General features: G+C 34.3%; 5 protein-coding genes. 3 read left to right on the forward strand and 2 right to left on the reverse strand.

From position 1 onward, the window contains the following. On the reverse strand, window positions 1-8,603 hold an 8,603-nt coding region (locus ACT3CE_RS16265; RefSeq protein ID WP_444710830.1), incomplete at its 3' end, for a PKD domain-containing protein. A 326-nt stretch (window positions 8,604-8,929) separates the two neighbouring features. Beyond that, window positions 8,930-10,084, reverse strand: a complete 1,155-nt coding sequence (locus ACT3CE_RS16270) for a Fic family protein (RefSeq protein WP_444710831.1) — start codon at window positions 10,082-10,084, stop codon at window positions 8,930-8,932. A gap of 220 nt (window positions 10,085-10,304) precedes the next feature. On the opposite strand from ACT3CE_RS16270, the gene ACT3CE_RS16275 reads away from it, so the two are divergent. The 3 genes from ACT3CE_RS16275 to ACT3CE_RS16285 all read left to right on the forward strand — a co-directional run bounded on the left by ACT3CE_RS16275 (window position 10,305) and on the right by ACT3CE_RS16285 (window position 14,369). After that, window positions 10,305-11,612: an OmpP1/FadL family transporter gene (locus ACT3CE_RS16275; protein WP_444710832.1), complete on the forward strand. Its 1,308-nt coding sequence runs from the start codon at window positions 10,305-10,307 to the stop codon at window positions 11,610-11,612. Window positions 11,613-11,754: 142 nt separating this feature from the next. Then, on the forward strand, window positions 11,755-13,665 hold the full coding sequence (locus ACT3CE_RS16280) for a tetratricopeptide repeat-containing sensor histidine kinase (protein WP_444710833.1): 1,911 nt from the start codon (window positions 11,755-11,757) through the stop codon (window positions 13,663-13,665). Window positions 13,666-13,922: 257 nt separating this feature from the next. After that, window positions 13,923-14,369 (forward strand): NfeD family protein, encoded by a 447-nt coding sequence (locus tag ACT3CE_RS16285; RefSeq protein ID WP_444710834.1) that lies wholly within the window; start codon window positions 13,923-13,925, stop codon window positions 14,367-14,369. Window positions 14,370-14,444: the final 75 nt, after the last annotated feature.

Here is a 14,444-nt window from a genome sequence, read left to right on the forward strand (position 1 = left end):
TCTCCTGTTGTTGGATTGATACTTACAGTTCCATTGCTTGGCCCTGAAACAACTTGAAGACTGGTTAAATCTAGTGTTCCATCCACATCGGAATCATTGGCTAGTACCAAAATGACAACTGGTGTATCCTCTTTGGTAATTGCATTATTATCTAAAGCTACTGGTGGATCATTCACTTCAATAACAGCAATACTTACGCTTGCTACATTAGATTCAGCCGCATCGTTATCCTGAATAGTATAAGTAAAACTATCACTTGCAGTTTCACTACCATCATGAGTGTATGTAATTGTTCCATCACCATTATCCACTATAGATCCGTTTACTGGTCCTGATACAATTGTTATGGTCGTTACATCAAGAGTTCCGTCAACATCAGAATCTCCATCTATCAAAGAGATCGTTACACTTTGTCCTTCATCTACGGTACCACTATCATTATCTGCCACCGGAGCATCATTCACTGAATTCACGGTAATCACAAAAGTTTGAGAATCAGAAGTATCGTCTCCACCATCATCAGTTCCGCCATCATCGGTAATGTAAACCGTAACAGTAGAGATTCCAAATGCATTTGGAGTAGGAGTAAATGTTAAGGTTCCTGCTGCATTTATTGCAGGATCAACACTAAATAATCCGGAATTGGTATGACTCACATGTAAGGTTAGATCCTGTGAACTCTCATCCGCAGGTCCTTCACTTTGTGTGACTACCTGACCAACTACGGTTTCTGTACCATTGTCTTCATCCACCTCAATATCTTTAGGCGAATTTAAGGTAAAAGATGGTTCATCGTTAACCGGAGTATAGTTAAGAGTCATTGTATAAGCATCCGCACTATATGCTTCTCCATCGTAAACTTTAAAAGTAAATGAATCGTAAGCATTTCCATTTTCATCAGCATTAGGAATAAATTTCAATTTCGAAATATCTACGGAAGCAATTTGTAAGCCAGTTGTTACTGGAATACCATCGTACTCGAGATTTCCAACATTTTCTAATCCTGTAATTTCAATTCCTGCAAATGCTGTTTCAACATCAGCGTATGAATTTGAAAAATCAGCTGAAGCAAAGGTGTAAGTTTGATCTTCCAGCTCTGTTACTGATTCATCTGCTGCAATTGGAATGTCATTTACCGAATTCACCGTAATCACAAAAGTCTGCGAATCTGAAGTATCATCGCCGCCATTAGCAGTTCCGCCATCATCTTTAAGAATAACAGTTACCGTAGCAGTTCCAAAAGCATCATCAGCAAGCGTGAAGTTTAAATTTCCACCAGCATCCATTGCCGGTTGAGAGCTAAACAAAGAATTGTTGTCATTAGTTAAAACAAAGCTTAAGTTCTGATCCGATTCATTTGCAGCTCCTTTGTTTATTGAGATAGCTTGCCCATTTAGAATTTTAAATCCAGAGTCTTCATCAACAGTTACATTTGGATCTGTTTTTAAAGAAAAGGATGGTTCGTCATTTACAGGTGTAATATTTACAGTCATTGTATACACTTCTGTACTGTAGTCTTCTCCATCGAATACTGCAAAACCAAATGTTGCATAAGCTGTTCCATTTTCATTTGCATCGGTAGAGAAAGTAAGATCAGCAATATCATTTAAATCCAAAATCTGATTTAAAGACACATCAGAACTTCCTACTTTCAAATAACCCTCAGTTTCAAGAGAAATAATCTTAATACCTGCAAATGCTGTTTCAACATCGCTATATGAATTTGAGAAATCAGTTGAAGCAAAGGTGTAGGTTTGATCTTCCAGTTCAGTAACTGAACCATCTGCTGCTGTTGGAATGTCATTTACCGAATTCACAGTTAATGAAACCGTAGATTCAGATGAGTAAACGGTTCCATCATAACCAGTCCATTTGAATGAATCGCTTCCAAACCAATTTTCGTTAGGCTGAAAAATCAAATTGGCTAAGTCTGCATAAGCAATTTCATCGTCTAGACTAACTGTTGTTGCGCCGTATTTTAATGTACCATTATCCGGAAGATCTGTGATTTTGATTTTCTCCATTGAATCATTTGCATCCACATCGGAGTAATTTGAATCAAAATCTGCCTGAGCAAAGACTACATTGTTATCCTCATCGACAGCTGGTTTTGAAAAATCAGATACAGTGGGAACAGAGTTAATGTAAGTAAAACTAAATGTTGCATTGCTTACAGCATAATCGGTTCCATCTTCAGCATTCCAAACCAGGTTAACAGTTCCATTTTCACCTGCAAGAGGTGTAAATACCAAACCGCTTACAAGTGCAGCATATGTATATTCCCCTGTATTTAAATCAGCACCATCCAAAGTAAATTTACCAATACTCACATCAGGAAGACTTATAATATTCACCTTTTCAAACTGCGTATCCGTTGCATTAGCATCAGAATAATTATCATCAAAATCAGCACGTGTAATGGTAAAAACAAGATCTTCTAATTTATCTCCAAAATCTTCATTCGTAACTACTGGAGGCGTGTTATTGTGAGTGATAGTAACCGTTGCTTCTGCATCGGCATAGTTTAATCCATCGGATCCATTCCAACCGAATGAAGAATCTCCTTCATATCCTGAATCTGGAATAAAGACTATACCTGAACCTGTATCAATATCAGCAACAGCAATTACATTATTTGTTCCTATAACAATTGCAGAACCGTTATATTCTAGAGTTCCATTTGATGGAAGAGAAGTAATTGTAATTTCAGATAATTCACTGTTCGGATTTCCATAAGGAGAATCGACATCGGTAAAGTTAGCAATGAAATCATCTTTCGTAATTTGAACATCCGCATCTTCCACAACCGATTTACTGATATCAGAAACAGTTGGTTTGTCCTGAACAGGATTGATTGTTAAATTAACTGTTGCCGTATTGGAAGAGTTATCCGTTCCATCATTTCCTTTCCAAATAAAACTATCTGTTCCATTAAAATCTGGATTTGGGAAATATTGCAATTTAGCCAAATCGTCAACATCAATATAATCACCATTAGAAACGGCAACTCCACTTAATTTTAGGGTTCCATTCGTAGGCAAACTTCTGAGTCTTATTTTTGTTAAAACATCAGAAGCATCAACATCTGCAAACTGATCGGTGAAATCGGCAGCTGTAAAATCAACCTGTGTATCTTCATCAACTGTTGCTTTAGTAATATTCGAAACTGTTGGAGGTGTATTTATATAAGTGAATGTAAATTTTGCTGGCCCTGTTGAGAGTTCTGTTCCATCGAAGGCATCCCATTCTAATGTAATAGTTCCGTTATAACCATTAGTTGGTGTAAAAATTACATCAGTAGCCAATTGCGCATAAGTAATTTCTTGTCCTACACTAAGAGCAGATCCACCAATACTGAAAACGCCACCTGATGATGGTAATGATATAACTTTAATGTAATCAAATGGATCGTCATTTACATCAGTATCAGAATGATTATCTATAAAATCCGATTGTGTAATGTTAACAACAACATCCTCTTTAATCGAATTTCCTAAATTCTCATCGGTCAGTTCAGCTTTAGTATTAAAATAATTAATACTCACTTGAGCATCTGCTGCCGCATAATCAGCTCCATCAGATCCATTCCAACTGAATATTGCATCTCCAACAAAACCAGCGGTAGGTTCGAAAACCAAATTTGTAATATCTGATTTATTAATTTCCTTAATAGCAGCAATTGCAACACCATTCAATTTTAGTACTCCCATTGCGGCAGTTGGTAAAACGGTAATTTTAATTTTTTGAAAATCCGGATTATCATTTCCAACTAGATCGACATCAGAAAATTTATCCTCGAAAGTTGCAATATCAAAAGTTGTATTTTTATCTTTATTATTACTGTCTGCTATATCGGTAACAACAGGAACATCCTGAACTTGATTGACTGTAATGGTAATGGTAGCATCATCTGCAGCATAATCATATCCATCATAGGCGTTATAATCAAATGATGTGCTTCCATTCCAGTTTTCATCTGGCACAAACTTCAAGTTTGCCAACTGGGCATAAGTCAACTCTGTTCCTATCGCCGAAATTTTTGTGGCACCTATATAAAGGTCTCCATTATCTGGTAGGCTCGTAATTTTAACTTTAGTAAGAGTCTGACTAGGATCTAATGAGGTATCAAAATTTGAATTAAAATTAGCCTGAGCAATTACAATATCATTATCCTCATTCCCTGAAACACCAAAACTAGTTACCAAAGGAGGATTATTGCTAACACTTACCTTTTTCGTTGTACTTGCTGTACAACCCTCGTTATTAGTAACTGTTAAATCAACATCGTAATCGCTTCCAATGGTATTGTAAGCAATACTTGGATTTTGAAATCCTGAAGATGTGGGTGTTCCTTCTTCGAAAGTCCATGCCCAAGCTGAAATCGTTCCATCAGTAGCGGCATTTATTTCGGTGGTAGATAAATCTGCGAAAGCAATATTATTTCCTCGTAACACAGGAGTACTCGTAATTGAAAAATCAGCTTCAACTTTATAAATGCTAACATCTTTTGTAATTACCTGAACACACTGGCTATTGTCTGTAACAGTAAGCGTCACTGTTTTGGTTAAGCCTTCGTCGGCTGTGCTGTATGAATGAGGTGCATTTTGTATGGAAGCCTCATTTCCATCACCAAAATCCCATTCCCATGCTGAGATGGTTCCATCGCCATTGGTACTTGTAGCAGAACCATTGAAAGTAACATTATCTGTAGAACAGAATTTGCTATTCTTTACAAATGGTTCTGTAATATCAATAGCTAAATCCTTCAAATTACTAGGAGAAACAACTGTAATAAAATCTGTTTTCGTAAGACTTGCTGTACATCCAAAAGAAGTGGTAACGGTTAAACTAACATCGTAAGTTTCGGCTGTTGTATAGGTAAATGTTGGATTTTTCTCAGAAGAATCTTCTATGCCATCCTCATCGAAATCCCACGACCAAGTCACAATTTGATAACGATCATCAGTTAATACCGAAAGATCAGAAAACTGAAATTCCACATTCTCACAGATATTATCGCCTGATGATTTACTAAAATCAACAGTTGGTGGAGTACTGGTATTAATTCTTCCCAGATCTTCGCGAATGTAGGAATAAGAACCACAAGTCCCATCATCAGTAAGAATTAATATAGGTAATTTTGTACCCTTAGAAGTATAGCTGTATTCTTTTGTTTTATCTGTTGTTCCTAGTGAAACATTTTCGTTTTCTGTAAATCCATTTCCAAAATCCCAAACTAAAGAAGTTACATCCTGCATATTTGAGGCTGCAAAAGTTACCTCATGATTAGGGGCGGCACAATCCTCTATATTATTGTATGAAAAATCTCCAACCGGACCTGCAACAAATATGGTTTGTTTACTTGTTTTGGAGCAGCCTCCTGTTAATACAACTGTTAGTTCAACTTCATAAGAACCAGGGTTCACATAAAAATGCATTGGTTCCCGTTTATCGGATGTTTCTCCATCGCCAAAATTCCATGTATAAGATTCAACTACAGCATCATTATCATTTGCTCTAAATGTTGTACTTGCAGGAGCACAGCCCAAGTTAATTTCATCGGGCGTAAAGCTACCGTTTCCGTCAACAATAGTTATTACTTTGCTAAACTCATCGGTACAACCAAGAGAACTTGTAATTCGTTGTTTTACCGTAAATGTATCTGCTGAAGTAAATGTAAAAGATTGATTGGCATTAGAAGCAGTGCTTATTTCATAAATACCATCTCCATCTAAATCCCACTCATAAAGGGTGATACTTGCAGACCCATTTGTGATGCTAGCGGTATTTGTAAATTCAACATTTGCGCCTAAACAGTATATATCTCTGCTGGTCGTGAAACCAGCAAGCAGATTGGGTACAATAACCGAATTACTTTCCGTAAAAGTATTTGAACAAGTATTTTCATCTGTAACCGTAAGGCTTACTGCAAAAACCTCTTTGCTTATATAAGTATGAGTAGGATCTTTATCTGTTGATGTACTTCCATCACCAAAATTCCATGAATAAGAATAATTGTCCTGATTGGCAGGATCTCTAATAAATTTAGATGTTGTATTTGTAAATGTAATTTCGTCGCCCAAACATGCTTCATCAGGAGATTTTGTAAATGATGCTACAGGTCCATTTACACTTAACCAACCATCTTTTTCAACAGAATAGACACATCCATTCTCTTCTGTAACTGTCATTGTAATACCATAGGAGTTTGGACTCGTATAGGTATAAGTCGGATTTTCTTCAGATGAATCTATCGTACCATCATTATTGAAATCCCACTCCACTTTGTCAATACTAAAATTTGCCGAAGAGTTTCCTGCAATTTGATTTGTAAATTCAATCTCTGCTGGATGACAATCTACAGTTTTATCGGTAATAAAATCAGGTGTAGAAGTTGTTACATATATTTTTTTTGTATTCTCATCTGTACAACCAGTATCAGGATTAAACACAATAAGTTTAACTGTGTAATCTCCTGCAGCGGTATATGAATGTGATGGATTTTCATCTGTAGAATCTACAATCCCATCACCATCAAAATCCCATTCGTAGGTAGTACCAGCTGCATCGGAATCACTATTATTGGTAAAAGTAACAGTCTCGGGAATCGAACATAATACCGTTTTAGAAGCAGAAAATCTTGCAACTGGCTGATTTACTACAATATCAGTTAACTCATAAGGATCTGAGGGACAACCATTATCGTAAGCAATTAAATTTAATACATGATTATCACTATCATCTGTAAAATTATAAGATACTGATTGAGGAGAATTACCATCAGTAAATCCAGAAGTTTCATCTCCCCCGTCCGAAAATTGCCAATACAAACTATCAGCCAATCCAGTAAAAGAAGCTGTAAATACGACCGGATCATTAGCACAACTAGACACAGGTTTAGTAATATTGCTTATTACAGGTTTTTGTCCAACCTGAACTGCTTCCGGTTTAGTTGTCGATAATGAACATCCATTTGTAGTAACAATACTTAGCGTAACGTCATACTCACCTCTTGTATTATATGTATAAGAAGTATTTTGTCCTGTTCCTGCTTCTGATCCATTTTCAAAAGTCCAGTTCCAACTCACAACCGGATCATTTACAACATCAGAATAAGAACCTTCAAAACTAACTGCCAGCCCCTCGCAACCTTCGGCTGGCGAAGTAATTGAAAAATCCAATGTTTTTTCATTAATGGTAACATCCTCAGAATACGTTGATTCGCACCCCTCGCTCGAAATAACTGTTAATTTTACAGTATAAGTTCCAGATGCATTAAAAGAATAGGTCGGATTTTCCACATTACTATCTTCAGTATCATCTCCATTAAAATCCCATGAGTACGAAGTAATTGTTCCTGTACTTGCTGTAGAAGTATTATTAAATACCACTTCGTATTCAGGAGCACACAAAGCACTAAAGTCATAAGTAAAAGATGCATTTGCACCCGACACAGGAATGGTTTTTGTTACCTCCATAACACATCCATCACTATGAGTTACACGAAGTGTTACCGACTTATCGCCAGCATTTGCGAAACTAGTTGTAGGATTCTGCTGATCGGAATCTTCTATACTATCGCCATTAAAATCCCAAGACCAGGCAATAGCACTCGCCGATGATTCATCTGTAAAACTAATACTTTGTCCGGCACAGTTTCCTGTGAAAGAAAAATCACTTGTATTCGCATCATTAAACTGAACCTGCTTGATTACTTCCGTTGACAAACATCCCTGATCAGATTTTAAGGTCAATGCTACATCAAATGTTCCTGCTGTTGAAAAACTATGAGTATAAGATTGAGAAACAGCTTCAATAATATCATCATTATCAATATCCCACTGATACTCACTAATTTGACCTGAGGAAATTGTAGCCAATGCATCAAATGTAACATTACCAACTCCACACGAATTCTCTTTTGTAAAATTAAAATCACCAGTAGGTGTTGGGTTAACCTGAAAAACAGTAGGCTCAAACTTTGTTCCTTCACAACCATTTTCATCCGTTAAAATTAATAATACACCATAGTCATTGGCCTGGAGAGCTGATAAAGATAAAGCAGGATCTGCACTTGTAATTCCATCTATTTTACCTTGAAAATCCCACTGATAATTTACAATAGCTCCGCCGGGAACACCACCAACAGAAGTTCCGTCGATAGTAAATGGAGCCACATCCACATTCTCGCCAAATCCGGTTAATAAAATATCCATTGGCTCGCAACCTACTGCATCTGAAACAGTGAAATTTGGTTCTGGATTTGGATAAATGGTAACTTCCTTAACTGTTGGATCTCCATCATTAACCGTCAAGCTTACCGTATACACCCCCGGCTTGGGATATATCGCAGTAACAGTACTCCCATCATCAGGAGCTTCGATCACAGTCGAATTAGAATTTCCGAAATTCCACTCCCATTTGGTGACCGCTATTCCTGATTTATCTTCAAAAGTAGCAGTTCCATTCCCACACTTATTGCTTAAATTAATGGAAAAATCGGCTGTTTGGGCAAAAACTCCTAAGTGGAGTAATAAAAAGAAAAAAAGTGCCGATATTTTTCTTTTTATTTCGTTCTTATTGCCATGTAAAACTCTCATCATGCGCAAAAACATATATTAATTAATTTAGAATTATCTATTTAATTAAATATACTAATTATCACGTCTATTTTTCTTTAATTTAAACAATTTTTACCAAACTACTTTTTTATGTGACAAAATTATATTTGGCAAACAATTATAAGAGTTTCGTAAAAGAATAATAGATGTTAATCAACATTACTAAATAAAAAGAAGTTTTAAAATAATTCACAATTTGCTTAAATTGTGAATAAAATTACTAACAATGGGCACCAGAAGGGTAATTACAAGGTAATTTATTGATAAGAAGGTAAATAACAGTAGGAATTATCTTAAACAAAATACAGTTACAAATTAAACAAGTGCAGATATTCCCATAAATAAAAAACCCGGTTTCGACGAGCGCCCACAAGTTCTTTAATTAATCCCGTTTGCTCGAACTCTTTCATTAACTGATTAGCTGACTGAAAACTAAGATTCAACTTGTTCTTAACCTCATTTACAGTTAAAAATGGTTGAGAATAAAACTCAGACATTAACAATTTGGCAGATTGATGTCTCTTTTTTCCCATTTTTGATTCGATGAGTTCATTATACTTGACTTTTAAATGACCTAAACTTTGCAGTATTTCTTTGCTATGTATCGCAGACTCTCTTATTCCTGTTAAAAAAAACTTGATCCATTGCTCAATATCATTTCTCGAACGAATTAAATTTAAGCGATGATAATATTCTAATCTGTTTTTCTCGAAAAAAACAGATAAACAAAATATGGGCTTGTGCACAAATTTCAACTCCAGAGTTTCAAATAAGATAAGTGTACGAGCAGTTCTTCCATTTCCATTTAGAAAAGGAAGAATATTTTCGAACTGATACAAAGAAATTGCCATTTTAATAAGCTGTGGCAACTCCAAGTTAGAATTTCGCCAAAACTTTTTACCATCATTAATTAAGATTTTTAATTCATGCTTATTGGGTGGCATGTATTCAAAACTGGAATTAAATTTACTATCATTTGAATCAAAGAAAGGTCTGATTTTACCCCCAAAATCTTCCTTCTGTGGCAAATCAGAACACAATATCCTATGAGCCTCCTTAACTAATCGGACCGACAAAGGAAACTGACAAAGTTCTTTTACGCCCCAATTAATTGCCTCTATATGGTTAGTAATTTCCTTTTGCTCATAAATTCGCTTAAAACTCCTTGAGGTTTCAGGAACAAAAGCCTGATTAAGATTACTCTTACTTCCTTCAATTAGATTTGAAGCAACAGCTTCCTGAGCAACAAATAAAGGAAGGTGAAGATCTATTTGCGGAAAAATTTTTGAATAAGCATTCAACTCTCCCAATTCTAGCATTGCCGATTCTAATAGAATATTAATCTGCTTATCCTTCCACTCAAAAGAACGGTTAATTAAAGAAGGAGTTACACTGCGATATCCTTCTTTAAAACTTTGGTATGCAAAATTACCTCGTAAATTTTTATTCAACTTTCGTTCCATATAACTGAATAAAGGTTCCTTATTCAAGGTAAAAGTATAAAAATTAAATAAAGACCCATAGGTCCAAATTATAATATTTTTCGTAACAACAAATGTAAATAATTATATACTATTAATTTACAGGTAATTATAATAGATATAAGCTCAATAACAAATTTATAATTCTTGTATGACATGGAAATTGATATATATTCAGGTCGAATTTTTAAAACAACGAATTATGATAAGAAAAATTTGTTTGGCACTTGCAGTTATTGCAATGGCATACAATGTAAAAGCAGAAGGATTTGCTGTAAACCTTCAGGGAAACAAGCAAACAGGTATGGGACATGTGGGTACTGCATTAAACTTTGATGCCAGTAGCATGCAATGGAATCCAGGTGCCTTAGCAACATTAAAAAACAAATACAGTTTCTCATTAGGAACATCCGTAACATTTACCAGTGCAGAATTTAAAGGAGCTTCAGGAATAACAGAAGAAACAGATAACGATCATAGAACACCTTTCTATTTCTATGGATCAATGAAAATTAATAACAAATTAGCCGTAGGACTTGGAGCGTATACTCCTTTTGGAAACACAATGCAGTGGGGTAATGAATGGTCTGGTAGATATTTAATTCAGGATATCAGCTTAAAAGCTGTTTACATTCAACCAACAATTTCCTATCAGTTAACCGATTGGATTAGCGTCGGTGCAGGTTTAAATATTGTTTATGGAGATGTTGACTTAAACAAAGCTATAAACTACGGTCCTCTTGTTGGATCAGCAACCCCAATTGACGGTCAGGTAAATATTGCAGGTAATAACATCCAGTACGGATACAACTTAGGCGTATTTATTCAGCCAACCGAAAAATTAAATATTGGTATTTCATACCGATCGCAAGTTGATGTTGAATTAGAATATTCTGATGCAGATGTTACTTTTTCGGGAATTGATGCCTCTGTAGCACCCTTATTTCCGAGTAGTGGAGTAGCTGCTGAATTGCCTATGCCTGCAAGTTTAAATGTAGGTTTTGCATATCAAATAAATAAAAAGTGGCTGGTTTCTGCCGATGTTAATTTTATTAAATGGAATTCGTACAAATCATTAGATTTTGATTTTGAAACAAATACATCAATTCCTCATCCTGCAATAGCTGATGCTGTAATTCCAGTTGTTGCAGATACAAAGAGTACAAGAAACTGGGACAATACAACAACCTGGAGATTCGGAACAAGATATACAACCAACGAAAAATTAGATTTATACGCTGGTTTATATTTCGATAAATCTCCAACTAATACAATGTATTATTCTCCAGAGACTCCTGGATCAGATAAAGTTGGTATCTCAGTTGGTTTCTCTTATAAATTGACCGATAAACTGAGTTTTGATGCATCTCTTCTTTACAACGAAGGTGAAAAAGTTACTGCCACAGAAGGAAACCCAGCAGCACAAGGAATTTATGGCACTGAAGGCTTTAAAGGAGAATATAAATACAAAGGCTGGTTACCCGGTATTGGTATTACATACAATTTATAATTCTACATTCACATATTAAACACTAAGCCTGATTTCACAATCAGGCTTTTTTATGTAAACATGTGATTTTTTTCAAAAAAAAATCATTATTACTTCAAAAATTCATATTTTGCGGCTTGTTAAAAACCACATATAACTACGCATGAAATCAATAGCAATAACCATAACAATAATTTTAATTAATACATGCTGTGGCGCAACAAATCAAATTATTAACAATAACCGAACCCCATTAAATCCTGAAGTTCAAAAACTAATTACACTATCTAAAAAACTAAGGGATTCCTCGTATCAGGCTAGTATTAAAACAGGCCATAAAGCCATTACTTTAGCAAAATCGAAAGGCAATACAAAGGATTTAGCATTATCATATAAACTACAAGGTGTTACCTATTTTTATCAGGGAGTATTTGACTCATCGGAATACTACTATGCAAAAGCCCTGCATGAATTTGAAGCAATTAATGATTCTCTAAATATCGGAAAAGTAAGTGGAAACATTGGAATAATATATCGCCGCAAAGGAAAATACACCATGGCGATTCAACAATATTTAAAAGCCATCAAAATTTACGAGTCGTTATACTACAAAGAAGGCATTGCTGGTGCATACATGAATATTGGCGGTATTTATCACATGAACAGAAACTTCGATAAAGCTTTAAAGTTCTATACAAAATCAAATGAAATATTTTCGAAACTTAATAACAACGACAAACTATCTAGAAACCTAACCAATATTGGTGTTATTAAATTTGCAAAACAATCCTACAAAGAATCATTGGAATATCAGCTTAAGGCACTTGAATTAAATCAAAAAGGTGGTATGATTCAACACAAAGCAACTATTCTGCTTAATATTGGTCAATCATACGAAAAATTAAAACTTCTTAATAGAGCTTTAGAATTTTATAATCAATGTGAAGATTTACGCTTAAAGCTTAACGATTACTGGGGATTAGGAAAAGTATACACCTCTAAAGCCGTAATATACAGTAAATTAAATCAAAACAAGTTAGCTGAAGAATATTTTAAAAAAGCTGAATACTCTAATCAAACAAATAATTTATCTGAAGATTTAATGGATACCTATCTATTTTATTCAGAGTTTCTGGAATCACAAAATAGAGATAAAGAAGCACTTAAAGCTCACAAAAAACACATACAAATAAAAGATTCTTTATGGAATATTTTTCAAAATGAAAAACTAGCTGAAATAAGCACTAAATACGAATCAGAGCAACAAAAAAAGGACTTTCAACTTCTTGAACAAAGAACTCAGATTCAAAATTTGGAACTCGGAAAGAAAAACACATTACTAATTATTCTTAGCATTATCTTTATTCTTGGAATAGTAGCCGTAATTGTTTCGCTTCGAATAAACCGCTTAAGAGCAGACCATAAGATTATGGATTTACGTCAAAAAGTTTTACTCACGCAAATGAATCCTCATTTCCTATTTAACTCACTTACAGCAATTCAAAGCTTTATATTAGATAATAAAAATGATGATGCGAATAGTTATTTATCGAGATTAGCAAGTTTGATTAGAGGAATACTAGAAAATTCGCGAAAAGAATTTGTCACTTTAACAACAGAATTAAATACCCTAGAAGATTACATTGGATTACAAAAACTTCGATTTGAAAATGATATTGCTTACCAATTTAATGTTGATGAAGAGTTAGATCAGGATTTGGTAGTTGTACCACCAATGCTGGCCCAACCTTTTGTTGAAAATGCTTTAATTCATGGAGGTTTACGAAATAATCCTGATGCACATATTAAAATCTCAATTTCGGTATCAGACAATAAAAAAGCAATCCATTTTAGTATTAGCGATAATGGAATTGGAATTAATGAAGCTAAAAAACAAGTTTCTCATAAACACCATAAATCATTAGCTACATCGATAGCATTAGACAGAGTTAAGATTTACAATTTTAAATCATCTCAAAAAATGAATTTTGAAATTATCGATTTAAAAAATATTGATCCTTCTACACACGGCACAAAAGTTACTTATTCTATTCCACTGGTTACTAACAACTAGTGCAACGTAAAAGTTTAATCTTCATTATTTTAATTTATTTACAAATAAGAATATATTTATTTTCTAATCTTCACAAATAAAATATTGTAACATAATTAAAACATGCTTCTTGTTTTACTTATATTATCGATACTACATGCTATAAAGTGCCAAATCATTGGCAACTTGTAAAATGAAATGAACTTGACACATTTGACACTTGGAACATAACATAACTTGTCCTAATTTTGCGAAACTAATACAAATACAATTAAATTATGATATTGGAAATTTGGCACTTATGGCTCTTGTTAACAATTAGTTTATTTGTGGTCGAGATATTTATTTCAACATTTACCTGTCTTTGTTTCGGCGCAAGTGCTCTTGTTACTGGATTACTAGCCTACTGGGGATTTGACTTCTACATTGAAATTATAACATTTTTAACGCTTAGCATAATAGCTTTACTATTGGTAAAGCCCTATTTAAAAAATAACATGGTAAGCCGAACTGCTCTGGAAATAAATTTTACCACCAATTTAATTGGAAAAGAAGCCTATGTAATAGAACGAATAGATCAATCTAAGAATCTTGGAAAAGTAATTGTTGGAGGATCTACCTGGAAAGCTAAAACATTATACGGAGAAGATATTTCTAAGGATACCTTTGTTAAAATCATTAAAATGGATCAATTCTCATTGACCGTTAAAAAGGATCGGGATTAAAAACAAAAATACCTAAAAGCTATATTTAGAATAAGAAATTAAAAAGCTCAATAAATAAAATTATTGAGCTTTTTT

This window comes from Marinifilum sp. RC60d5 (genome assembly GCF_052400665.1).
Taxonomy (GTDB): Bacteria; Bacteroidota; Bacteroidia; order Bacteroidales; family Marinifilaceae; genus JBQTGK01.